The organism is Actinobacillus arthritidis (assembly GCF_029774155.1).
In the GTDB taxonomy this organism is placed as follows: Bacteria; Pseudomonadota; Gammaproteobacteria; order Enterobacterales; family Pasteurellaceae; genus Actinobacillus; species Actinobacillus arthritidis.
Genome location: NZ_CP103833.1, coordinates 701,812 through 726,729, shown reverse-complemented (window position 1 = coordinate 726,729; position 24,918 = coordinate 701,812). Strand labels below are relative to the sequence as shown.

General features: G+C 38.5%; 16 protein-coding genes and 6 pseudogenes. 10 read left to right on the top strand and 12 right to left on the bottom strand.

What is annotated here, in order from left to right:
* Positions 1-244 precede the first annotated feature (244 nt).
* From mazG to NYR89_RS03460, 5 genes and pseudogenes are all read left to right on the top strand, one after another.
* Positions 245-1,022: pseudogene (gene mazG, locus NYR89_RS03480) on the top strand (nucleoside triphosphate pyrophosphohydrolase).
* A gap of 77 nt (positions 1,023-1,099) precedes the next feature.
* Complete coding sequence (locus NYR89_RS03475; RefSeq protein WP_279446361.1) at positions 1,100-1,828, top strand: response regulator; 729 nt, start codon at positions 1,100-1,102, stop codon at positions 1,826-1,828.
* Positions 1,829-1,885: 57 nt separating this feature from the next.
* The gene (cpxA, locus tag NYR89_RS03470) at positions 1,886-3,286 is read left to right on the top strand and encodes an envelope stress sensor histidine kinase CpxA (RefSeq protein ID WP_279446360.1); all 1,401 of its coding nucleotides are present in this window, start codon (positions 1,886-1,888) and stop codon (positions 3,284-3,286) included.
* A 144-nt stretch (positions 3,287-3,430) separates the two neighbouring features.
* Positions 3,431-5,353 carry a MacB family efflux pump subunit gene (locus NYR89_RS03465; RefSeq protein ID WP_279446359.1) on the top strand — a complete coding sequence of 641 codons (1,923 nt, stop codon included), beginning with the start codon at positions 3,431-3,433 and terminating at the stop codon, positions 5,351-5,353.
* 92 nt (positions 5,354-5,445) lie between these two features.
* Positions 5,446-6,219, top strand: coding sequence for a Nif3-like dinuclear metal center hexameric protein (locus NYR89_RS03460; protein WP_279446358.1), 774 nt, complete (start codon positions 5,446-5,448; stop codon positions 6,217-6,219).
* A 50-nt stretch (positions 6,220-6,269) separates the two neighbouring features.
* Here the strand turns inward: NYR89_RS03460 and glpX are convergent.
* Positions 6,270-7,270: pseudogene (glpX, locus tag NYR89_RS03455) on the bottom strand (class II fructose-bisphosphatase).
* Positions 7,271-7,451: 181 nt separating this feature from the next.
* On the opposite strand from glpX, the gene zapB reads away from it, so the two are divergent.
* Together zapB and NYR89_RS03445 are read left to right on the top strand one after the other, a co-directional pair.
* Complete coding sequence (gene zapB, locus NYR89_RS03450; RefSeq protein ID WP_279446357.1) at positions 7,452-7,670, top strand: cell division protein ZapB; 219 nt, start codon at positions 7,452-7,454, stop codon at positions 7,668-7,670.
* 58 nt (positions 7,671-7,728) lie between these two features.
* Positions 7,729-8,310 (top strand): thymidine kinase, encoded by a 582-nt coding sequence (locus NYR89_RS03445; protein WP_279446356.1) that lies wholly within the window; start codon positions 7,729-7,731, stop codon positions 8,308-8,310.
* Positions 8,311-8,363: 53 nt separating this feature from the next.
* Here NYR89_RS03445 and tsaB read toward each other — a convergent pair whose 3' ends face one another.
* From tsaB to rnd, 6 genes and pseudogenes are all read right to left on the bottom strand, one after another.
* On the bottom strand, positions 8,364-9,047 hold the full coding sequence (tsaB, locus tag NYR89_RS03440; protein ID WP_279446355.1) for a tRNA (adenosine(37)-N6)-threonylcarbamoyltransferase complex dimerization subunit type 1 TsaB: 684 nt from the start codon (positions 9,045-9,047) through the stop codon (positions 8,364-8,366).
* 107 nt (positions 9,048-9,154) lie between these two features.
* Positions 9,155-10,231 carry a 3-deoxy-7-phosphoheptulonate synthase AroG gene (aroG, locus tag NYR89_RS03435; protein WP_279446354.1) on the bottom strand — a complete coding sequence of 359 codons (1,077 nt, stop codon included), beginning with the start codon at positions 10,229-10,231 and terminating at the stop codon, positions 9,155-9,157.
* 116 nt (positions 10,232-10,347) lie between these two features.
* Positions 10,348-11,210, bottom strand: a pseudogene (gene ypfJ / locus NYR89_RS03430) (KPN_02809 family neutral zinc metallopeptidase).
* 180 nt (positions 11,211-11,390) lie between these two features.
* Entirely contained in the window at positions 11,391-14,318 is a 2,928-nt protein-coding gene (locus NYR89_RS03425; protein WP_279446352.1) for a DNA translocase FtsK, read from the bottom strand.
* A 10-nt stretch (positions 14,319-14,328) separates the two neighbouring features.
* Positions 14,329-14,811: pseudogene (gene lrp / locus NYR89_RS03420) on the bottom strand (leucine-responsive transcriptional regulator Lrp).
* 97 nt (positions 14,812-14,908) lie between these two features.
* Positions 14,909-16,028, bottom strand: a pseudogene (gene rnd, locus NYR89_RS03415) (ribonuclease D).
* 221 nt (positions 16,029-16,249) lie between these two features.
* Between rnd and NYR89_RS03410 the strand changes: the two are divergent.
* Positions 16,250-17,440: an ROK family protein gene (locus NYR89_RS03410; RefSeq protein ID WP_279446351.1), complete on the top strand. Its 1,191-nt coding sequence runs from the start codon at positions 16,250-16,252 to the stop codon at positions 17,438-17,440.
* Positions 17,441-17,494: 54 nt separating this feature from the next.
* The gene (bioD, locus tag NYR89_RS03405) at positions 17,495-18,214 is read left to right on the top strand and encodes a dethiobiotin synthase (protein WP_279446349.1); all 720 of its coding nucleotides are present in this window, start codon (positions 17,495-17,497) and stop codon (positions 18,212-18,214) included.
* Between the two features lie 267 nt (positions 18,215-18,481).
* On the opposite strand, the gene NYR89_RS03400 is transcribed toward bioD, so the two are convergent.
* From NYR89_RS03400 to pheS, 4 genes and pseudogenes are all read right to left on the bottom strand, one after another.
* Positions 18,482-19,009: an NlpC/P60 family protein gene (locus NYR89_RS03400; RefSeq protein WP_279446347.1), complete on the bottom strand. Its 528-nt coding sequence runs from the start codon at positions 19,007-19,009 to the stop codon at positions 18,482-18,484.
* Between the two features lie 55 nt (positions 19,010-19,064).
* A complete protein-coding gene (locus NYR89_RS03395; RefSeq protein WP_279446346.1) occupies positions 19,065-19,361 on the bottom strand; it encodes an integration host factor subunit alpha in 297 nt (98 codons plus the stop codon).
* A gap of 15 nt (positions 19,362-19,376) precedes the next feature.
* Positions 19,377-21,764 carry a phenylalanine--tRNA ligase subunit beta gene (pheT, locus tag NYR89_RS03390; RefSeq protein WP_279446343.1) on the bottom strand — a complete coding sequence of 796 codons (2,388 nt, stop codon included), beginning with the start codon at positions 21,762-21,764 and terminating at the stop codon, positions 19,377-19,379.
* 97 nt (positions 21,765-21,861) lie between these two features.
* Positions 21,862-22,847: pseudogene (gene pheS, locus NYR89_RS03385) on the bottom strand (phenylalanine--tRNA ligase subunit alpha).
* A 265-nt stretch (positions 22,848-23,112) separates the two neighbouring features.
* Here pheS and NYR89_RS03380 point away from each other — a divergent pair.
* On the top strand, positions 23,113-23,775 hold the full coding sequence (locus tag NYR89_RS03380; protein ID WP_279446341.1) for an NAD(P)H-dependent oxidoreductase: 663 nt from the start codon (positions 23,113-23,115) through the stop codon (positions 23,773-23,775).
* A 172-nt stretch (positions 23,776-23,947) separates the two neighbouring features.
* On the opposite strand, the gene NYR89_RS03375 is transcribed toward NYR89_RS03380, so the two are convergent.
* Positions 23,948-24,775, bottom strand: coding sequence for a carotenoid biosynthesis protein (locus NYR89_RS03375; RefSeq protein ID WP_279446338.1), 828 nt, complete (start codon positions 24,773-24,775; stop codon positions 23,948-23,950).
* Between the last annotated feature and the right edge of the window lie 143 nt (positions 24,776-24,918).

Below are 24,918 nucleotides of genomic sequence, written 5' to 3'. Positions count from 1 at the left end.
ATATCAGCTATATGTATATGTACGATAAAGAAAAGCACCAATTAAAATAATTAACATAAGAACAATTTGAATTAATCGCTTTTTAGTAAGTTTTTCCGCCGCCATATATTTCTCGTATTAATTTCATATGGCTTTATTGTAACAAGATTTATTTTGGAATGGTGAATTTTTAGTTGATCTAGCGTATAACCTAACACAATAATATCGCGTTTACTTTTTATAATAGTTTATTGGGAGAAATAAAATGACCTCTATCGAACAATTACTTGATGTGGTAGCACAATTAAGACATCCTGAAACAGGCTGTCCTTGGGATATTAAGCAAAACTTTGATTCAATGTTACCCTGTTTACTTGAGGAAACTTACGAAGTTGCAGAAGCGATTCATACAAAAGACCGTGCCGCATTACGCGAAGAATTAGGCGATTTATTACTTCAGGTGGTATTTCTTAGCCAATTAGCAAAAGAGGAAGGAACTTTTACATTTGATGACGTACTAAGCGACATTCATGACAAATTGATTTACAGACATCCTCACGTTTTTGGCGATAAATCTCCGCAAATAGTGAAGAAGCACTTAAGAATTGGGAAACTCAGAAAGCGACCGAAGCTAAACGTCAGCAGCACGAATCTATTTTAGACGATATACCTTTTGCTTTACCGGCATTAACGCGGGCCAATAAGTTACAAAAACGCGCGCAAAAGTTGGTTTTGATTGGGATAATCCTCAAGATGTACTAGCTAAAGTGGAAGAAGAATTACAAGAAGTTAAAGATGAGATGATGCAATATCCTCAAAATGCGGATAAGTTAGAGGAAGAATTGGGCGATTTTCTGTTTGCCACAGTAAATTTATGTCGTCACTATAAAATGGATGCGGAAACCAGTTTACGTAATGCGAATATCAAATTCGAACAACGTTTCAGGAAGGTGGAAAAGGTGGTTAAAAAATCGGATAAATCTATACAAGACTGCTCTCTACAAGAACTTGATTTTATTTGGGATCAAATAAAATCACTATAATGAATTGACAAACCTTGATAAAGTTGTAAATTTAATTACAAGTAAGAAATATAATTAAAGAAACATGGGAATTAGTTATGCCTAAAATTTTACTCGTTGATGATGATATTGAACTGACAGAATTACTAGCGGAATTACTTTCGCTAGAAGGTTTTGATATTCACTGCGTTCATAACGGTCAAGATGCTCTCACAGAATTAGAGTTACAAAATTATGATCTGATTCTGTTAGATGTTATGATGCCTGTATTAAACGGTATTGAAACACTAAAACAATTACGTCAAAGACATTCAACTCCAGTATTAATGTTGAGTGCTAGAGACGATGAAATTGACCGTGTACTTGGATTAGAATTAGGTGCAGACGACTATTTACCAAAACCGTTTAATGATCGTGAGCTAGTTGCTCGTATTAAAGCGATTTTACGTCGAACTGTGCCTATCGGTTTATCTCACTCCGATATTATTATGTCATCTAATCAATCTTTAGAAGAAAACAGCAAGCAACTATCATTTGGCGGCGTTGAGTTACATCCGGGTCGTCAACAAGCTATTTTCGAAGGTCGTGACTTAGACTTAACTGGTACGGAATTTGCATTATTACAGATGTTAATGCGTAATCCCGGTCAAATTCTTTCTCGTGAATTACTCAGTTTAGAAATTTTGGGTAAACGGCTAACACCTTACGACCGTGCGATTGATATGCACATATCTAATTTGCGTAAAAAACTACCTGAACGTAATGATAATCTTCCATGGTTTAAAACGCTACGTGGTCGAGGTTATTTACTTGTAACAGAAAAATAAATACTCTCATTTAATCCCTCGAATTTTCGAGGGATTTTCTTTTAAATTTAAGCAAAAATGGCTAAACATATTAAAAATATCTTCAAAAAAATAAGAGCCGTACGCCACTATTTAGCGTACCAATTATTTGCCTATTTCGGATTAGTTTTTGCAATTATGCTTGCAATTACATTGGCTATTCCTAATTTTGATGCCCGTTCATTTTTACCGATTGAAACGAATGAGAAAGAATTTTTTAAACAAGAGAGTCATAGCACTGAATTGCAATATAACTTGGATGAGATTTTTGAGAGAGAACTATCCGTTGCAACCCAAAATGGATTCGATGTCATTTTACTAGATAGAAAAACTGGTATCTTTGTCGGGGTAAATCAACACCAAATAAAATCTTTCCAAGTATTCTTATATCGAGCAGATAGTCCTGAAGAGCCGTTACAACGTCGCTTTGGAAATTTGGAAATTTATGGCCCTTTTTTAGTAAAATCCAATAAGCGAGAATATTATCAATACTTTGCTCAAGTCGTTGATCCGCAAGAGGAATTTTTTAACCGTATTTTTGACTCGCCATGGCTGATGTTACTAATCGTGTTAGGCGTCAGTATTCCTATTCTACTTTGGCTATCATGGAAAATTTCCCAACCGGTAAAAGCCTTACGCCTATCTGCCAATGCGGTAGCAACCGGTAATTTTGCGATAAATCCAGCACTCGAAACGGAAGGAATCAATGAATTACGTGAAGTAGGTAAAAGTTTTAATCAGATGATTACTTCTCTGCAAGATTTAACATTACACCAACAGCGATTGTTATCAGATATTTCACATGAGCTGAAAACGCCACTAGCTCGTTTACATTTAGCTACCGCATTGATTCGTCGCCGTAATGGAGAATCGCCGGAATTAGCAAGAATTGAAAACCAAGTGATTAAACTTGATACCATGGTACACGATCTCCTGATGCTTTCTCGCCAACAGGTTAATCAGCATATGACTCGAGAGATCTTCTCCGTGAACAAAATTTGGGATGACATTTTAGAGGATGCAAAATTTGAGGCGGAACAAAATAACTTAGATTTATTTATTAGTCAGCGTATCGCTAACCCAGAGAGATTCTTTATCAATGGTAATCCGAATATTCTTGCCAGTGCATTGGAAAATGTAATCCGCAATGCTCAAAAATATGCGAGTAAAAGTATTAAAGTACTCATTTATATTGATAATACCGAATTAATCCTGGCGATAGATGATGATGGCGAAGGTATTCCTGAAACCGAATATCAACAGATCTTTCGTCCGTTTTATCGGGTTGATGAAGCGAGGGCTAGACAAACCGGTGGCACGGGACTTGGGCTTGCGATTGTAGCAAATGCAGTGCAACAGCATAAAGGTCATGTACAAGCAATGAAGAGCCAGTTAGGCGGTTTGAGAATTGAAATCAAACTACCGCTTTGGATTGAATAATAACCCGATATAAGCGGTCTTTTTTGTAAATAATCTTGCAAAAAAAGACCGCTTTTAATCGTTGTCTAGTTATACAAAAATAGCGAACCTATCACGACGTGATGGGTCTAGTATTCATATATTGGCTTGGAATTATTTAAATAAATGAAACTTATTGAAATTGAAAAACTAAATAAATATTTCGGTTCGGGTGAAAATAAAGCTCATATTTTAAAAGATATTAATGTTTCTATTGAGCAAGGCGATTTTGTTGCAATTATTGGGGCTTCTGGCTCAGGTAAATCAACATTAATGAACATTATCGGTTGTTTGGATACCGCCAGTTCCGGTGTATGTCGCATTGATGGCAAAGAAACATTAAATATGACCGCCGATGAATTATCTGATTTACGCCAACGTAAATTTGGCTTTATTTTCCAACGTTATAATCTGCTCTCCGCTTTAACCGCCAACGAAAATGTTGCATTACCGGCAATTTATGCCGGTATGGATAGTTCATCTCGCAGAGCTAGAGCGAATCAATTACTTGAGAAATTAGGCTTATCCGATAAAACCACGAATAAACCAAACCAACTCTCTGGAGGACAACAACAGCGAGTCAGTATTGCACGAGCATTAATGAATGGTGGTGAAATTATTTTAGCCGATGAACCGACCGGTGCTTTAGATTCAAAAAGCGGTGAAACCGTATTGGAGATCTTGCAAGATCTGCATAAAGAAGGTCACACGATCATTATGGTGACACACGATCCTAATATCGCGACTACCGCCAGTCGTGTGATCGAAATTAAAGACGGTGCTATTATTCGGGATCAACGTCAACAACCTTATTCTGAAGAATTGAAACTCACTAAACGAGAACATAAATCTCCTCGTTTCTTTGACCAATTAATCGAGTCTTTCAAAATGGCAACTAATGCAATTATGGCTCATAAATTACGTGCTTTACTCACAATGTTAGGTATCGTTATCGGGATTACATCAGTAATTTCCGTCGTGGCACTCGGTCAAGGCTCGCAACAACAAATTCTCTCGAATATTAATAGCTTAGGCACAAATACGATGACCATTATGAATGGTACTGGTTTTGGCGACAGGCGGGCAAATTTAACGAAAAATTTGACAATCAGCGATGCGACTATGCTTAACAAGCAACAATTTGTTGATAGTACGACACCATCTAGCAGTTTTAGTAGCACGCTGATTTATGGAAATATGGATGTTACCGCTTCAGTTAATGGGGTTGGCGAACAGTTTATCAATGTGAAAGGTTTAAAAATGGTTTCAGGACGTTTTTTTGATGCTGATGAAGTCAAATTATCGTCACAAGTTGTCGTCATTGATGCAAATACTAAAAAAGATCTCGGTTTAACAGATCCGGTAGAAGGAAAAGTGATTTTAGTCGGTAAAAAACCACTGAGAATTATTGGTTTGGCACAAGAGTCGAATAATATGAATCAAACTAGTTTAAAAATCTGGATGCCTTACACAACGTTAATGCAACGAATTTCCGGTGAGAAATTTATTGATTCCTTAACCGTAAAAGTAAAAGACAATGTCGAGAGCCAAACAGCAGAAAAAAGCATTAATGAGTTACTTACCGCCAAACACGGTAAGAAAGATTTCTTTGTAATGAATAGTGACACGATTAAACAAACGATTACTAGCACCACCAATACCATGAAATTATTAATTTCCTCTATTGCTATGATTTCACTGATTGTCGGTGGCATCGGGGTTATGAATATTATGTTAGTATCGGTAACGGAACGAACCAAAGAAATCGGTGTTCGTATGGCAATCGGTGCTAAACAAGGCAATATTTTGCAACAATTCTTAATTGAAGCGATCTTAATTTGCTTATTAGGTGGTGTGATTGGTATTCTGCTCGCTATAGCGATTATTTTCTCATTTAATACGCTAGGCACTAATTTTAAGATGATTCTCTCGCCTGAATCCGTAGTATTAGCGGTATTCTGCTCCACGCTAATTGGGATCGTATTCGGTTATATGCCAGCCAAAAATGCTTCCAAGCTCAATCCGATTACCGCATTGGCACAAGAATAAATTCTTTCTCGATAAGCGGCTAAATTTATCGATAAATTTGCAAAATTTTAGAGTATTTCACCGCTTGTTTTGGCTTACAAAAGGAATAAAAAATGAGACTATCTAATCTCGAACTTGAACACATTATCGATCAAAAATTAAATAGCAAAGCGATTAATGATTACGCACCAAACGGCTTACAAGTGGAAGGAAAATCGCAGATTCAACGGATTGTAACCGGTGTAACTGCCTCTCTACCACTGATTGAACAAGCGATTGAAAAGAAAGCGGATGCGATTTTGGTACATCACGGTTATTTTTGGAAAAGCGAATCACCTTGTATCCGAGGTATGAAAGGTAAACGCATTAAACAATTACTGGTCAATGATATTAATCTGTTCGGCTATCATCTACCACTCGATATCCATCCTGAATTAGGCAATAACGCCCAACTTGCGGCAAAATTAGGCGTGATTAATTTACAAGGGTTAGAGGATAAACCAAACTCTATACCGGTTTATGGAGAACTGGAGACCCCGATTTCGGCTAAAGATTTAGCGAATCGTATTGAACAAGTGCTTAACCGTAAACCCATTTTATGTGATGAATTTATTGTTGACTATCCGCATAAATTAATTCGAAAAATTGGGATCTGTACCGGTGGCGGACAGGGTTATATTGACTTAGCGGCAAGCAAAGGTTGTGATGCGTTTATTTCCGGCGAAATTTCGGAACAGACCACCCACTCGGCTCGAGAGCAAGGCATTTATTACTATGCTTGCGGACATCACGCAACGGAACGAGATGGGGTAAAAGCATTAGGTGAATGGCTCGCACAAGAATATGGCTTGGATGTGGAATTTATTGATATCGATAATCCTGCTTAATCAGCTCATAAATGAAAAGTCGTATCAGAAATGATACGACTTTTTTATGATTAATCTTCTGATAAACGAGAAATATCGTGATAAGAGGCTAATTTACGAATCGTACGGGAGCGACCACGAATTAACAATGTTTCAGTAAACATCATACTGCCCTTACGTTGTACACCTTTTAATAAATCGCCAGTAGTAATACCAGTTGCGACAAATAACACATGATCATCATGTACCAAATCTTCCAGCTTCAATACTTTATTAACTGGCACATTCATTTCTGTACAACGAGAGATTTCTTTTTCAGCGACGGAAAGATTTTCCGGCGAATTTCCTTTGACCTGATTGCGTGGAATTAAACGTCCTTGCATATCGCCACCTAAAGCACGTACCATGCAGCTGCCGCTACAACACCTTCCGGTGCACCACCAATCCCATAAACTAAATCCAAGTCACTATCAGGCAGACAGCATTGCACGGCGGTTGCCACATCGCCGTCAGGAATTGCCATCACTTTTACTCCTAATTTCTGTACTGTTTTAATAATGTCATCGTGACGTGGTTTCGCTAAAATTGCAACTGTCATTTGTGTTAATAATTTACCCTTTTTAGAAGCAACACGGCGAATATTTTGTTCAAGCGGTAAAGTGAGATCAATCATACCTTTCGCCTCACTATCTACAACCAGTTTTTCCATATACATATCCGGAGCTTGTAAAAAGCTGTCTTTACTGCCTGCCGCCAATACCGCTAATGCACCGGACTGCCCCATTGCCGTCATACGAGTACCGTCAATCGGGTCAACCGCAATCGCTACTTCTATATCTTGTGGATCAGAACGCCCAACTTTTTCCCCAATATACAGCATAGGAGCTTCGTCAATTTCCCCCTCGCCAATCACGATTTCTCCGCGGATCTCCATTTTATTCAATACTAAACGCATTGCCTTTACCGCCGCATCGTCCGCCGCATTTTTATCGCCTCGCCCAATCCAATCATAGGCGACTAAAGCGTACGCTTCCGTAACTCGAGAAAACTCAAAAGAGATAGCACGTTTCATCTTATCTTCCTTATAATGACTAAAATTATTTACATTTTATCAGCTCGCAATCGGTTTCGTTACTAAAAAATCGCCAAATGAAGAAAAATGCCAAAATGCGTGAACTTTTCAATGAAATCAATGCCTAACTGAGTTATAATTCTTACACTTTACTTATTTATTTTTAAGAGGAAATTCCATTATGTCATTATCAGTTCTTGACCAACTTGAAGAAAAAATTAAACAAGCAGTAGAAACTATTCAATTACTTCAATTAGAAGTTGAAGAATTAAAAGAAAAAAATAATACTGTAGCACAAGAAAAAGAAACATTACGCCAAGAATACGAACAATTAAAGTCTGAACAACAAAGTTTCCAAGACCGTTTACGTTCACTTTTAGGTCAAATCGACAACGTATAACTTTCCTTCTTTGCAGAACGGCTAATGCGTATTAGCCGTTTTTTATTTGTGTAAGATTATGGCAAAACTCTACTTTTATTACTCTTCAATGAATGCAGGGAAATCAACCACTCTGCTCCAATCCTCTTATAATTATCAAGAGCGAGGTATGAATACCTTAGTCTATACGGCGACGATTGATGACCGCTATGGCATAGGTAAAGTCAGTTCACGCATCGGTATTTCGCAAGAAGCACAATTATTCCAACCGAATACAAATTTGTTTGAGGAGATAGCATTAGCTTATCAACAGCAAAAATTGCATTGTATCTTAATTGATGAAGCCCAATTTCTAACGAGAGAGCAAGTTTATCAATTAACTGATGTCGTGGATAAACTCAGAGTGCCGGTACTCTGCTATGGTTTGCGTACCGATTTCCAAGCAGAACTTTTTGAAGGTAGCCAATATCTATTGGCTTGGGCTGATGAGTTGCAAGAACTCAAAACAATCTGTGATTGCGGTAAGAAGGCCAATTTCGTTATTCGAATGAATGAAAACGGTGAAGCAGTATCGGATGGTGATCAAATTCAGATTGGCGGAAATGATAAATATCTTTCAGTATGTCGCTACCACTATAAACAAAAGTTAGGTCGTATATAAGTGATAAGCGGTTAAATTTGCAAAATTTCCTGCAAATTTAACCGCTTATTTTATTAGCGTTTATGAGGCAATTTTTCCCAAGTCACTTCATTACGCAAATAGACCGGCTCAATCTCTAAAGCTGAGAAGGTTTGCGTTGTTTCTTGTGCAAGCTCCAACATATATTTAGCCGAAGGGAGATGAATATCGGTCACGAAAATTGCTAAATCAGCTTCTGCAAACTGTGGATATGCCTGCCAGCCGGTCCCCACCACAACTAATCCTTCTGCTAATTGTATTTGAGCAATCGCCTTTTCAGGTGAACAAACTTGTTCTGTAACAACCATTTTCCAACCTGTTTCAGCTTTTTCATATTGAGCGAAATAAACCTCATTCATACGAGCATCAATGAGTGCAACAACTTTATCTGCCCCTATTTCCCGATAAGTCGCCTGTGCCATTGCAACTAAATTTGAAATAGGTACAACAGGTAACTCAGCCCCCATTGCTAATCCTTGAGCGACACCGATACCGACACGTACGCCGGTAAAACTACCCGGACCTCTCCCAAATGCCAATTTATCGACTTGTTTAAGCGAAATATCTGCTTTGGTTAATAACTCATCAATCATTGGCAAAATTCTTTGCGTATGTGTTCTCGGGCTTAATTCATCTAACGAAGTCATTTCCCCATTATGTAATAATGCTACGGAACAAGCCTCAGTCGCCGTATCAATAGCAAGAATTGTTTTATTCATTAGTTTATTACCTTAAAACGAGAGAAAACACGGAAATAAGCGGTCTATTTTACAAAACATTTGCAAAGCCTATTATTTCCGTGTTTCTGATATTGCTTATTTAGTGATTATGCACGTTTAGCACGGCGTTGTTCAACGGCATCGGCTAAGGCGAATAACGCTTTTTCACTATCTTCCCAGCCAATACACGCATCCGTAACGCTCTGACCATATACTAAATTAGCTAAATTACCATCGCCTAAATCTTGACGACCTTCAACTAAATGACTTTCAATCATTACGCCTGAAATAAATTCTGATCCATTCGCAATTTGTTGGCATACATCAGCACACACATCCATTTGGCGTTTAAATTGTTTTTGACTATTTGCGTGACTAAAATCGATCATCACGTGCGGACGGCGACCGGATTTCTCAATATCTGCACAAACTTTCGCTACAGATTCCGCATCATAATTCGTACCATTATCTCCACCACGTAAAATAATATGGCAATCCGGATTACCGGCGGTCGAAACAATCGCAGAATGGCCAAATTTCGTTACGGATAAGAAATGGTGTGGCGCTTCTGCCGCACCAATCGCATCCAATGCAATTTTTACACCACCGTTCGTTGCATTTTTAAAACCCACCGCACAAGATAAACCGGAAGCCAATTCACGATGTACTTGCGATTCGGTCGTTCTTGCTCCAATCGCTCCCCAACTCATAAAGTCTGCCATATATTGCGGCGTGATCATATCTAAAAACTCACTGGTCGCTGGTACAGTTAAATCATTAATATCCGATAAGACTTTACGGGCGATACGCAAACCGTCATTTAACGCATAAGTTTCGTTTAAATACGGATCATTGATTAAACCTTTCCAACCAACCGTAGTACGCGGTTTTTCAAAATATACTCGCATCACAACTTCAAGATTTTGGTTAATTTGGGGATTAGCTCGAAGGGCTTTGATACGTTGTGCATATTCTAATGCCGCTTTAGGATCATGAATAGAACAAGGTCCAATCACAACTAACAGGCGATCATCTGCCCCGTGAATAATTTTATGAATCGCTTGACGAGCTTTTTCCACAGTTTCAGCCGCTACTTCACTTGCAGGAAAACGTTCTAATAATGCAACCGGCGGTAAAAGTTGTTCGATATTGGTAATACGTAAATCATCATTTTTGTAAGACATTGTGTGCTCTCTTATTATTTTATGTAGTTAATTGAATCTAAAGTAATGGAATTATAAAATGAAGTCAAATGATTTTTGAACTATTTTACTAGTACAAAGATTCACACTTATAAAAATTAACGCACTGAAAATGTATTACAAACCGCAGGATTACCTGATTGTAAGCCTTTACGGAACCAAGCTAGACGTTCAGCAGATGAGCCGTGAGTAAAGCTATCCGGCACAACATAACCTTGTGCTTGTTTTTGCAGACGATCATCGCCAACCGCCTGTGAAGCAATAAATGCTTCTTCCACATCACCAGCTTCCAATTTTCCTTCTTTCTGAATTTGGTAGCCCCAAACACCGGCAAAACAGTCGGCTTGTAACTCAACATTCACAGAGATTTTATTAGCATGACCTGATTACGAGCGTTACGTTGTGCCTTTTGAGTTTGTTCACTAATGCCTAATAAATTTTGCACGTGATGCCCAACTTCGTGTGCGATCACATAAGCAAACGCAAAATCACCAGATGCTTTTAGTTGTGATTTCATATCATCATAAAATGATAAATCCAGATAAACTTTTTGATCCGCCGGACAGTAAAACGGGCCCATTGCTGATTGTCCCGTACCACAAGCCGTATGTGTCACACCACGATACAGCACTAATTTAGGCTCTCGATAAGTTAAACCATTTTGTTTAAAATAATCTCCCCATATACGTTCTGTTGTATATAACACTTTGCGGGCAATTGTATTTAATTCGGTTTCTTCTGAGGAGGTTTTCACCTGTGTGGTTTGCTGTTGCTGATAAGACGATGAATCGCCATACCCCATTAAACCGGTTAAATCAACACCATAATAGGCTCCGACTAATACGATAATAAACCCTAAAATACCGCCTTTCGCTCGTCCGCCCGAAGCACGGCGACCATAACCTGACTGCCCACGTCTATCTTCCACATTCGAGCTTTCTCTTTCATTATCTAAACGCATTCCATTTTCCTTACTAGAGTAAAAATACAATATTAATTTTATATGAATATCGCCATCTATCCTACAAGTAATTTATAACATCCGTATAAAGCGAAAAAGCGGTTAAATTTCCTCCAAAACTTGTAAAGTTTTCAGGAAATTCAACCGCTTGTTTAAAGCAAAACGTTACATTGTCGCTATTTATCTTGCTAAAATTTCACGTTTCCCATTTTTTCCTTGTTCCGAAAGAATCCCTTGTGCTTCCATTTGGTCTACAATACGTGCCGCACGGTTAAAACCTAGTGAGAAACGACGTTGGATACCACTAATCGAAGTGACTCCGCTTTCAACTACAAATTCGACAATTTCATCAAATAACGGATCTAAATCGCTCGATCCGCTCATACGATCCGAACCTTCCGAGTCTTCAACCGAGGCAACAATACTTTCTAAATATTGCGGTTTACCTCTTGCACGCCAGTTATCCGCCACACGTTGTACGTCTTCATCGCTCATAAATGCACCGTGAACACGAATAATATCTGGACTGCCTGCACCCGAATATAGCATATCGCCACGACCTAATAATGCTTCAGCGCCGCCTGCATCTAAAATCGTACGCGAGTCAATTTGGCTTGCGACGGTAAAGGCAATACGGCTTGGAATATTCGCTTTAATCACCCCAGTAATGACATCCGTAGAAGGACGTTGTGTTGCAAGAATTAAATGGATTCCGACTGCTCGTGCTTTCTGAGCAATACGCATAATATATTCTTCAACTTCCTTGCCGGCAGACATCATTAAATCTGCAAACTCATCTACAATCAGTACAATATAGCTTAGTTTTTCTAATGCAGGAGGCAGTTGATCCATTGAATCGCCCGGACGCCAAGTTGGATCAGGAATAGGGAAATTCATTGCATTTGCTTGGTCAATTTTATCATTGTAACCTTCAATATTACGCACACTTAAATGGCTGACTAATAAATAACGGCGTTCCATTTCTTCTACCGCCCAACGTAAAGCATTTGTCGCTTTTTTCATATCGGTGACAACCGGCGTTAATAAATGTGGAATATCATTATAAATAGAAAGCTCAACCACTTTCGGGTCGATCATAATAAAACGTACTTGTTCCGGAGAAAGTTTGAATAACAAACTCAAAATCATGGTATTAACACCCACTGATTTACCACCACCGGTTTGACCGGCAACAAGTAAATGAGGCATTTTGGCCATATCGACTACAATCGGTTCACCACTAATATCCTTACCGAGAGCCATTGGCAAGGTTGCTTTACTATTGCGAAACGCGTCACTATTCAAAACATCACGTAACCATACCGTTTCTCGATGTTTATTTGGCGTTTCGATACCCATATAAGGCTTACCCGGTACAACTTCTGTAATACGAATCGCCTTAAACATTAATTCACGAGCAAGATCGCTGGCTAAACCAACGACTTTCGTCGCTTTAACACCGGCGACCGGCTTAATTTCATAACGAGTCACAACCGGACCGACTAATACATCTTCAACCGTTGCTTTCACGCCATAGTTTGCTAATGCACTTTCCAAACGATGAGAAGTATCAACAATTTCCTGTTCGGTAATTTGTTGCGTTTGACGAGGTGATTCATCCAATAAATCTAACGTCGGTAACGGCGTGGTTGGCTTCTCTATCACGTGGTTACGTTGTAATAACGGGTGTATTAATGTATCACCATAGCCTTTTGGATAATTCGGTGTTGCTACCGTTTCCGTTTTTTGCGTAACCGTGTCTGTTACTACATTCGGTACGACAATATCCTGAACAACTTTTGACTCTGGCTGATGATTAACAATTTGTTCAAATGTTTGCTCTAAACCTTGTGATTTAGCCCGACGTTCCATTTCTGCCAAACGAGCTTGTTCCGCTAATTCAAACTCTCTTGCCAATTCTGCTTCATAGTCCGTATCGGAATCGATTTCAATATCACTTTCCGGCTCCATGTGCAATTGATTGATTTCCTCAATCGGTTGAAGACGTACGGTAGGTTTAACTTCTTTGATAAAATCCGGCATTTCAACAAGAGTTGGTTGAAATTCCATAACCGTTGCTTCATCTTCTTGTTCAAGCGTTTCCGAAATAAGTTCTTTCTCTGTATCCTCTTGCTCCAGCGGTTCTAACTTACTTTCAGCTTGCTCCGAGTGCAAACGAATCTTAGGTAATTCCACATTAGCCACTGAGATAGGTGCTTCAAACTGAGGCTCTAATGTCGGTGTCGTATCAAGTCCCTGAATATTAATTTTAGGTAAATCCAATTCCTTCTCTACTTTAAACATTGCCGGGTTAGTAAGCGATTCCGATGTATCTTGATTTTCGTTATGGCTTCTTAAACCACTAATATTCGGTTTACTAAAGTTAGATGGATCAGTAAACCCTTCTGCATCTGCTGTCATTGTATTATGAGTCGTAAAGACCGAGGAATGCTCTAAATGACTTGTATTTACAGGCGGTATATTTTCTCTATTTTCTTGCAATTCCGTCGTTTCTACCTCCACAGACTTCTCATCTTTTGCCACAATCCAATCATAGAATTGTGCGAATAACGGTAATAAAGACTGACCTGAACAGAAATAAAAGCCGACTGCAATACAAAGCATTGCAATTAATAACGCACCAAACTGACCGAGAGTTTCCCCTAAAATTGTTTGAAATAAGCCACCAATAAATCCACCGGATAAATAATAGGCGTTATTTGAGAAAACAACACTAGAAAGCCCAGCTAATCCGATAACGAATAAACTAAAGCTGGCAATACGTAAAAGAAATCGTTTTAATGTCCAATCGTTTGCTGTACTAAATATCAATGTATATGCCGATACCCCAAGCAATGCAAAGGGGATAATAAAGGCAACTTTCCCTAGAAATGCGTAAAGTAAATCAACAAACCAAGCACCGAACGCACCGGTTTTATTTAAGACCTCAAGTTCAGTCACACTACTACCGACACTCCACGCATTATCTAATGGGCTATAACTTGCCCACGCCACGATCAAATATAATCCGAATAACCCTACTAATATAAATGCAAGGTTAATCAGATTTTCTTTACCTTTTAATCGTGGTTTAAATCTTTCGATCACCCATAACTCCTTATTTTAGTAAAAGATAGTTAGTTTGTTTGACTTCTTCCATAACTACATAGGTACGTGTATCGTTTACACCCGGTAAACGTAACAATGTTGTGCCTAATAATTTACGATAGGCGACCATATCCGCCACACGTGTTTTCAACAAATAATCAAAATCACCCGATACTAAATGGCACTCTTAAATCTCATCCAGTTGTTGTACCGCTCGGTTAAATTCCTCAAATACGTCCGGTTTACCTCTTACTAAGGTAATTTCCACAATCACTAATAATGGTGCTTCTAATAATTCCGGGTTAAGCAAGGCACGATAACCCATAATGACATTTTGCTTTTCCAAACGTTTCACACGTTCTAAACATGGTGTCGGCGATAATCCAACTCGCTTAGATAACTCAATATTAGAGATTTTCCCGTTACGTTGTAGCTCATTTAAGATTTTTAAATCGATGGCATCGAGAGCTTTAGGTAGTTTTTTATGTTCCATTTTCTAGTCTTTCCAGTATTTTGTTCTATGGCATAATTGTACAATGTTTAATCTTATTGGTCTATCTCACTTGCAAATAATCAGAAATTTTGACCGCTTACGATAATACTTTCATCAGTTGCAAACCGAACTCTCTACGCCAACCAATTAATAATTCCGGCAATCTTTCACTATTCTGTCCTTTTTGAAACCAACTAAATAATTGATTAAGTTGTCGTTTGCTAGCAAGTAATTCCGGAGCAAGATTAGGCGGTTGAATTTCACTTAATTTTTGTCGCATTGCTTTAAGTTTATGCTTATAACCAACTTCATCTACTAATCGAACAATCACAGGCGGATAATTTTCAGCTAATACCGCCTTGCCTTGCTCTACCAATAATAATAATTTCTTACCGTGAATCCTTACTTCATTAGGGTGCATAAACTCAAGTAATTGAGAAGTATGTTTAGGCTGTAATTTCGCAATCTCAAATAAATTTTGCTCTTTTACCACAAAATTTAATGCCAAATCACGCTTTTCAGCCTCTTCGATACGCCATTTCGCCAACACTTGTAAGATGGCTAACTGCGGTGGTGTTAAACGCCAAGCATTTGCAATCTCTTTATATGCCTTATTCGGATCAGTTTGTCGCAGTCGTTTATCCAATAGCATCTGACATTCTTGTTCCACCGCATTTTGCCACGGGGTCGCATCTAAGGTCGCCACTAAATCACGAAAAGCCGGTAACAAATACCATACATCCGCCGCAAAGATATTGTAATTGTTCCGGTGTTAAAGGTCTTGCCAACCAATCTGTTCTCGAAGCACCTTTATCTAGTTCAATATTAAGATAATGCGAAACTAATTTGGCGAAGCCTATTGATACGCCTAATCCAGCAAACCCAGCCATAATTTGCGTATCAACGAGTGGTGTTGGCAATTGCTTGAATCTGTGTTGAAAGACTTCGAGATCTTCGCTACAAGCGTGCAATACTTTTACAACCTGCTGATTTGCTAATAATTTTATGAAAGGATCAAAATCTGAGATCGTGTTCGGATCGATCAAACTGACTTGCTCTCCGTCAAATAATTGAATCAACCCTAATTTAGGATAATATGAACGGGTGCGAATAAATTCGGTATCCAATGCAACAGCTGTTTTCTTAGTCGCTTTTTCACAAACTTCCAATAGCTGTTCATTTGAATCAATCCAGTGATAGTGAATAACTTGGTTCATTTTTATCCTCTTTTCCGCTAATTTCTTCAGATACTAAAGTAATTCTGTGAGCTAACTCACATAATTAACATAAAGTAGTTGTGATTCCCCAATATTGAAGCAAAATAATTATCGTATGGAGTGTTTAATGTAAAACTTTCTCACCAATATCAGGCGGTGAGAATACCTACTATTTTATTTATAGGGACTGTTGACCTTTTCTTTATTATAAGGATTATACTATGATTTCAGATAATAAGACCCTACACCTTGGTACAATTTATCGTCTTGTGGAACAATTTGAGCTTATTTCCCGTACAGATTTGGCAAAACTTTCGGGACTCGCACCAGCTTCTATCACAAACCTCACAAAATCCCTCATCGATAACAAATTCATTTTGGAACGTTCTGTTCAAAATAGCAGTTCAAGAGGTCGTCCTGCTGTAGGTTTAGCGGTTTCTAACTTTTTTTGGCAATTATTATGTTTTACGATTTCACCTGAAAGAATCGAAATTTCACTTTGTGAATTAAATGGCAAAGCTATTCAATCTAAAGCATATCCTTTAACTGAGCAACACTATACCGATTTATCCGAATATACCCTGCTCTGCTTAAAAGATTTCTTTTGGCATTCTCCGTTAGATCAACATCGTATACTGGCAGTTTCGGTAAGCGTAGTAGGAAAAATTGATCAAACTAAAACCCATATTACTCAATTAGGACAAACCGAGTTAGACTGCACTATTGTTGAGGCTCTGAAACAGCAATTTGAACAACCTATTTTACTTAATGAACATTTCCAATTATGGCTATTTACCGAATCAACGTTAGGTAGTCTAATTAATAATGATAATGTCATTTTTCTACAACTGGACGACTCTGTTAATTTAAGCGTATTACTTAGAGGGTCATTACTTCATCAGCAGTCTAAAATGAATGTAGATAAAATGCTTATGCCTAATTTTGGACCATTAAGTAATGAAACAACATCAGAAAAAGACGAAATTCAACGCTATCAACTAAAAAATCAAATTACATTTACCGCAATCACGCGTTTGGTCGACAAATATTTGCCGAATCAGTGCCATACTCAAAAGGATAAAATTGACTGGCTTTGTGAACAGGTTGAACAAGAAAACTCTGAAGCATTAAAAATATTATCGCATATTAGTAATAATTTGGCGTATGTCTTAATGAACCTCATTAATATTTTCTCTACAGAAAAAATTATGCTTAATTCTCCACTACTACGAATTAAACATAAACTGTTTGAACAAATTCAGACAAGATTGCAAAAAGATCTCTTATTAAGTCATTTACAGATTGATCTTGTAACCAGCCAATTCGAATGGAATAGCCCATTGATCGCCTGTTCTGCAATAAAACAAGGGATTTATGAAGGTAATTTGATCAAGAACATCATTCAACCTTAAAAATTTCGTTAATATAGAGGCAGTTTTGTAACTTTTTTGTTAGAGAAACAGAATATGCCTTCATTATTTATTACAGGCACGGATACCAATGTAGGGAAAACAACCGTCACCCGTGCCATTTTACAAACTTTAACTTTACATAATATCCCAGCTGTAGGATATAAACCAATTGCCTGTGGTGGCGATGATTCTCTGCCTAGCGGTCAAAATCAAGTAGATTATGCGAGTGAAGATAATCCTGACGTATTAACAATCCTTGATAGTTGTTCGATACCAATCAAATATCGCGATATCAATAGTTATACATTTATTCACTCCAGTACACCGGTCTTTGCGGCATTAGATGCGGTTCATCATATTCAAGAAGATAAGTTGAATAATGATTTAACTCGTTTACAACAAACTTACCGTAATGTCATCGTAGAAGGTACACACGGTTGGCTCACGCCTATCAATAAAGATTTAAGTTTTGCCGATTGGGTAAAATATAATGAAATGCCTGTTGTGCTTGTGGTGGGTATTAAAGAAGGCTGTGTAAATCACACTATGTTGACCGTTCAAGCAATCCAAAAACTAGGCGTAAAATTAATCGGCTGGATTGCAAACCGAGTCAATCCCGGATTACGTCATTATGCGGAACTTATTGAGTTGTTAGGTCAGAAAATTGACGCACCATTACTCGGGCAGATTCCATATATAGGTCATCCGTATAAGAAAGATTTATCTCCTTATATTCAAAATCCCGAGCCTTTATTACATTACTTTACCGAATAACATTAAGCTCTCATAGAGGACTTAATCCCAAATGCTAAAATAAGTCAAAAATTAGACCGCTTGTAAACAAAATCTTGGCTCAAAAACGTCATAAAAAAAGCCCCTCAACTAGGGGCTACTCGGAAAGCAAATTTATGAAATCGGTTGCTGAACACAACACTTGTTATTAAGTTTGTATAGAGTATGTCAACTTTTTAAACTTTTCAAGTTTTATTTTGTAAAGTACGTGTCTTTTTCAAAAATATGTGATCTATATCATATTTTTAGTTATAAACGGCGAGCTTGCCAAAATGTTTTAGACCAATAAGGCGAATTCATATCCGAATAGATTACACCGCCCTTTGTCGATGCATGTAAGAATTGTCCATTTTTTACATAAACGCCTACGTGCTTGCCATTAGGACCACGACCCGTTTTAAAAAACACAAGATCACCGGTTTGAATCTCATCACGATCGATTCTCGTTCCTTCTTTAGCTTGCTCTGAAGTCGTTCTTGGCAACTCAATCCCGAATAAATCACGGAAAGTGACTTGCATAAAACCAGAACAATCAATTCCAGCCTTACTATTACCACCTAAGCGATAACGAGTACCTTTCCATTCATATTGATGTTCACTTAAACTACTGATCGCCATAATCGGGTCAGATAAGCTACTGTGATGCGTTCTAAAAATGCCTGATTTTGCCTTAATCGGACCCGTACTATAGTCATCATTACTAGAACAAGCGGTTAAAATCATCGCAAAAGATGCAACTGCAAACAATGATAAACACTTTTTATTCAATTTAGTCATATTTTACCTATAAAAAACATTCCACAAGTCAGTCGACCTATGGAATGTTGAATGTTTATGCCTTCACTTTTACGTTTTCTACTCGATCTCTGAGCTTCTGACCGGGTTTAAAAACAACAACTCGGCGAGCAGTTACCGCAACCGTTTCACCCGTTTTAGGATTTCTTCCCGGACGTGCATTTTTTTCACGTAATGAGAAATTACCGAAACCGGATAATTTAACCTCTTCGCCCCGTTCAAGCGAGCTTCTAATTTCCTCGAAAAACTGTTCTACAAATAGTTTTGCAATTCGTTTATCAAAGCCACAATTTTCAACAAGGCTTTCAGCAAGTTCAATTTTAGTGAGTGCCATAAATAGTCCTTAACGCTAATCTCTTAGATATGCTTGGAAACGTTGTGCTAATTCCGCTAATACGGCTTGAGTAACCGCTGAGATTTCCTCTTCTTCAAGCGTTTTTTCAGTATCTTGAACCGTTAAGCTAATTGCTAAACTTTTCTTACCAGCTTCTAAATTTGCACCACGGTACACATCAAATAAGTTTACCGCAACTAATTTTGCACCGCCGGCATTGCGACAAGCCGCCAATACATCACCAGTCGCCACGTTTTCATCAACCACAACTGCAATATCACGGTTATTCGCAGGGAATTTAGAAATCTCTTTTGCCGTTGGAACCGGGCGATTTGCAATTGCATCACCTAGAATCTCAAATACAACAGGTTTACCTTTGATACCGAGTTTTTGCACGATAGATGGGTGAACCGAACCAATAAAACCGATTTCTTTGCCATCTAACATAATTGCCGCAGATTGTCCCGGGTGTAATGCAGGGAACTGTTTTGCCACAAATTGTAAATCATGACGTGCCGAGGTTAACGATAATACTCGTTCCATATCGCCTTTTAAGTCGAAGAAATCTACCACTTCGCCTTTACTTTCCCAATGTACCGGGCGTTTATCACCGACAATTGCCGCACCGAATACGAACTCTTGACGCACGCCAGATTCAGCCGTTGCATCCGGAACAAAGCGTAAACCGCCTTCAAAAATACGAACACGTGTTTGCTGGCGACTTTGGTTGTAAACGATGGTATCTAATAAACCGGTTAAAAGCGATAAACGCATTGCTGACATTTCGCTTGAAATCGGGTTAGGTAGAATTAACGCTTCTTGATTCGGATGCAATAATGATTGTTTTTTCGGATCAACGAAGCTATATGTCACCACTTCTTGATAATCGCTATCCACTAATGCAGTACGAATACGACTAGCTTCTAATAATTTCTCCGGTGTACCTTTCATCGTTAAATGTGCAAGTGGAGAATTATTCGGAATACTGTTATAACCGTAGATACGTGCAACCTCTTCGATAAGATCTTCCTCGATCTCAATATCGAAACGCCAGCTTGGTGCTACCGCTGTCCAACTATCATTTGCAAAGGTTACGTTTAAACCTAAGCGAGTTAAAATATCCGTTACAATTTCATCTTCAATGTGGTGACCGATAACTGCATCTAATTTGCTACGACGTAAGGTAACCGTATTACGTTTCGGTAAGTGCTGTTCGCTTACTGCTTCAACAATTTCACCCGCTTCACCGCCACAAATTTCAAGTAATAATGCGGTTGCACGCTCCATCGCATCACGTGCTAATTGCGGGTCAACACCACGTTCGAAACGGTGTGATGCATCAGTGTGTAAGCCATATTGACGTGCGCGACCGGTAATCGCTAATGGTGCAAAGAATGCAGATTCTAATACTACGTCAGTCGTATTTTCATTTACGCCGCTTGCTTCACCACCAAAGATACCTGCCATCGCTAATGCACCTTTGCTATCAGCAATCACTAAAGTATTTGGTTGTAATTTTGCGGTTGTACCGTCTAATAAAACTAATTCTTCACCCTCTTTTGCCATACGGACTTGGATAGCACCATCAATTTTAGACGCATCAAAAGCGTGCATCGGTTGACCAAGTTCTAACAGGCTTAAGTTAGTAATATCGACAATCGGGTCGATTGAACGAATACCACAACGGCGTAATTTCTCTTGTAGCCACAATGGTGAAGCCGCTTTTACGTTTACATTTTTCACAACACGAGCAAGGTAACGCGGGCAAGCTTCCGGTGCTTGTAATTCTACAGCAACTTTGTCCGCAATCGTTGCAGGTACGGCTGAAATCACCGGTGCTTTTACTTCCGCTCGGTTAATTACACCCACTTCACGTGCGATACCGGCAATGCTTAAACAGTCTGCACGGTTTGGCGTTAAGCTGATCTCGATTGCCACATCATTTAAATCTAAATATTCACGGAAATCTTTACCAATTGGCGCATCCGCCGGTAATTCGATAATACCGCTATGATCTTCTTTGATGCCTAATTCAGAATATGAACAAAGCATACCTTCAGACGGCTGACCGCGTAATTTGGTTTTCTTAATTTTAAAATCGCCCGGTAATACAGCGCCTTCCGTTGCACATGCCACTTTTAAGCCCTGACGGCAGTTTGGTGCACCGCATACGATATCTAATAAGCGATCACCGCCTACATTCACTTTAGTTACACGTAATTTATCCGCATCCGGGTGTTGAGCACATTCAACCACTTCACCCACAACGACACCGCTAAATGCACCAGCAACCGGCTCAACATCATCGACTTCTAAACCTAACATGGTAATTTGGTCGCATAATTGCTCTGTCGATACTGCAGGATTTACCCACTCACGCAACCAAGATTCATTAAATTTCATTTATTTCTGTCCTATTTTGTAAAATTCTTGGGAAATTCTACCGCTTATACTACGGCAAATTTAACATTCGGACGCAAAGCATTGCGTCCCTACCCTATTACTTAAATTGTTTTAAGAAACGTAAGTCATTTTCAAAGAACGAACGTAAATCCGTTACGTTGTATCGTAACATCGTTAAACGCTCAACTCCCATACCTACCGCAAAACCACTATATTCTTCCGGATCGATACCTACGTTGCGTAATACGTTAGGATGCACCATACCGCGACCTAACACTTCTAACCATTTACCGTTTTGACGCATTACGTCCACTTCAGCCGAAGGCTCTGTGAATGGGAAGAATGACGGACGGAAACGCACTTGTAAATCTTCTTCGAAAAACGCTTTTAGGAAATCGTGAATCAAACCTTTTAACTCGGTAAAGTTGGCTTTTTTGTCCACATAAAGCAATTCGATTTGGTGGAACATCGGTGTGTGTGTTTGGTCGTAGTCATTACGATATACACGACCTGGTGCCACGATACGGATTGGCGATGCATATTTTCCATGGTACGAATTTGTACGCCTGATGTTTGTGTACGTAATAAACGTTGCGCATCAAACCAGAACGTATCGTGATCCGCGCGTGCCGGGTGGTGAGCCGGAATATTTAACGCATCAAAGTTATAGTAATCCGTTTCGATTTCCGGACCGCTCGCTACGGTAAAACCTAATTCAGAGAAGAATTTTACGACACGTTCAATCGTAATTGAGACTGGGTGTAAACCACCTAATTCGGTTTTACGACCCGGTAATGATACGTCAATACTTTCTGCCGCTAATTTTGCATTTAATGCTTCTTGTTCCCATGCTTCTTTTTTTGCATTTAGAATATCAAGAATCGTTTGCTTCGCTTCATTGATTTTGGCACCGATTGCCGGACGCTCTTCCGCTGAAACATTGCGTAATTCTTGCATTAACGCCGTAAAATGGCCTTTTTTACCGAAATATTCGACACGGAACTCTTCTAACGCATCTAAACCTTGATCCAAGGCATCTAAAGCACTTCTTGCTTTTTCTGTTAATTCTTTTAGGTGTTGCATTACCTATCCTCTTAATATATTGCTGAAAAATTATGGTGATAATAATACTTTGCCTAAAGAAAGTAAATGTAAAGTTAAGCTAAAGTGTTGATTTTTAAGGTTTCATAAAAATATTCTATTTGAATAACTCACTTAAAATCAGCAGTCTGTTTTTGGCGTTCTTTTACAAAAATCAAGTTTCACTATTTGTTATAAGGAATCATTGGCTTAACTTACAAGAAAAGCGTATTATCACCGCATTTCTTACATACAATACGAGGAAATTATGTCACATATTAGCAAACAAGATGTTTTAGACGCATTCAGCTTCCGTTCAGCTTGCCGCACTTATGATCCGGCTAAGAAAATCAGCCGTGAGGACATGGAATATATTTTAGAACTTGGTAGATTATCGCCAAGTTCGGTCGGTTCCGAGCCTTGGAAATTTATTGTGCTACAAAATGCGACTATCCGTGAAAAAATTGCACCGGTTTCTTGGGGGATTAAACACCCGATGAACGAAATGAGCCATTTAGTTGTCATTCTTGCCAAGAAAAATGCACGTTATGATTCGGATTTCTTCCGTCAAGGCTTATCTAAACGTGGCTTAACACCGGAACAAATGGATGCCACTATTGCCCGTTATAAATCATTTCAAACCGATGATATTAAAGTATTAGAAAGTGAACGCACCTTATTCGATTGGTGTTCAAAACAGACGTATATTGCGCTTGGCAATATGATGACCGGTGCGGCAATGATTGGCATTGACTCTTGTCCGATTGAAGGCTTTAACTATGATGCGGTAAACGAAATCTTAGCGAAAGAAGGTTTATTTGACGCTAACGAATACGGTGTTTCTTGCATGGTGACCTTCGGTTATCGTGCGAAACCGATTACAAAAAAATACCGCAAACCAGCTGAAGATGTGATTAGTTGGGTGGAATAGTAATCTATATATACCATACGTAAAACGTACGGTTTTTAATTACCTAGTAAGGAACCAGATTTATAGCAAGGATTTTTTCACTACTTAAGATCTGTAATTCCATATACATAGCCTATACATAAAACCGAACTATAATAAAGATGCCGACTGAAATTCAGACGGCATCTTTTCATTATGAGGTACGAACTTGCATAGTAAAGATGTTAATTACTGAAAGCAAAGCAACAAACATCATAGTAAAAACAGAAATTAAAGCAATCGAACCATTCATTTCAACATTACTCTTCAACACAAAGGCTGGAATAATAAAAGATAAACCTTTAATAGCGTAAACCGCTACTGCTTCTAGCCAAAAAGCATTGTCATAGTTTTTTGGGGGCATTTTATCGTATTTTGCAAGATAGAGTAAGAATAATTGCATAAACAGATAAACCACAAAAAACCAACCTACAAAATTAGAAAGGGGTACGCCAAAATAAGCACCGCTATCTCTCCAAACCCAAGATTGGTTAATCGTTGTCGCCAAAGGATCCATTAGAACGTCCCACATTACCATAATGAATGTTGCCACAAATGGTGTAATAAAAATATGGATATCTTGTAGTTTCTTGCCATATTGACCAGTTAGCACTTGTCCTAAAATGTAGGACGTATAACCCATTGCAAAATAGGCTGGCATAATAATCAATGGCACATTAGCAATTCTTGGGCCAGGTAGAGCTTTATAATGATAATGCCCGAAAGGAAATCCGGTAGAAACACTCAATGATTCAAAGAAATGACTAATGATCCAAGTGATTAAGAAGAAAATAATCATATTTTTAGCACCAAATCTTTGATAACCATGCCAAAAAGCAAATACTGCGATCAATATTGCAAAAAGTGGACCGAGCGGAGCCAACATTTCGGGGGCAAATAACAAGTACGCCGTTAGGACGAACATTATTCCTATCAATAACCACCTTCCGATATTTAAATTAGTGTATTGTTTTTGTGTCATATTTTATTTCTCTCTTAAAATATTGCTGAATAAAGATAAAACTATTTTAAGTGATTGTTCTGCCGATAAATACAGTCAAAACAGAGTAAAACCGCTATAATAAGCATACAAATTTTTAGAAATGTACTAATAACTGGATAATT

Bases quoted from the DNA above. Each gene is read 5' to 3' on its own strand.
- NYR89_RS03460 (WP_279446358.1), top strand. From the start codon at position 5,446: ATGAGACTATCTAATCTCGAACTTGAACACATTATCGATCAAAAATTA.
- tsaB (WP_279446355.1), bottom strand. From the start codon at position 9,047: ATGAATAAAACAATTCTTGCTATTGATACGGCGACTGAGGCTTGTTCC.
- NYR89_RS03380 (WP_279446341.1), top strand. From the start codon at position 23,113: ATGTCACATATTAGCAAACAAGATGTTTTAGACGCATTCAGCTTCCGT.
- bioD (WP_279446349.1), top strand. From the start codon at position 17,495: ATGCCTTCATTATTTATTACAGGCACGGATACCAATGTAGGGAAAACA.
- NYR89_RS03410 (WP_279446351.1), top strand. From the start codon at position 16,250: ATGATTTCAGATAATAAGACCCTACACCTTGGTACAATTTATCGTCTT.
- zapB (WP_279446357.1), top strand. From the start codon at position 7,452: ATGTCATTATCAGTTCTTGACCAACTTGAAGAAAAAATTAAACAAGCA.
- NYR89_RS03375 (WP_279446338.1), bottom strand. From the start codon at position 24,775: ATGACACAAAAACAATACACTAATTTAAATATCGGAAGGTGGTTATTG.
- cpxA (WP_279446360.1), top strand. From the start codon at position 1,886: ATGGCTAAACATATTAAAAATATCTTCAAAAAAATAAGAGCCGTACGC.
- pheT (WP_279446343.1), bottom strand. From the start codon at position 21,764: ATGAAATTTAATGAATCTTGGTTGCGTGAGTGGGTAAATCCTGCAGTA.
- NYR89_RS03475 (WP_279446361.1), top strand. From the start codon at position 1,100: ATGCCTAAAATTTTACTCGTTGATGATGATATTGAACTGACAGAATTA.
- aroG (WP_279446354.1), bottom strand. From the start codon at position 10,231: ATGTCTTACAAAAATGATGATTTACGTATTACCAATATCGAACAACTT.
- NYR89_RS03395 (WP_279446346.1), bottom strand. From the start codon at position 19,361: ATGGCACTCACTAAAATTGAACTTGCTGAAAGCCTTGTTGAAAATTGT.
- NYR89_RS03465 (WP_279446359.1), top strand. From the start codon at position 3,431: ATGAAACTTATTGAAATTGAAAAACTAAATAAATATTTCGGTTCGGGT.
- NYR89_RS03400 (WP_279446347.1), bottom strand. From the start codon at position 19,009: ATGACTAAATTGAATAAAAAGTGTTTATCATTGTTTGCAGTTGCATCT.
- NYR89_RS03445 (WP_279446356.1), top strand. From the start codon at position 7,729: ATGGCAAAACTCTACTTTTATTACTCTTCAATGAATGCAGGGAAATCA.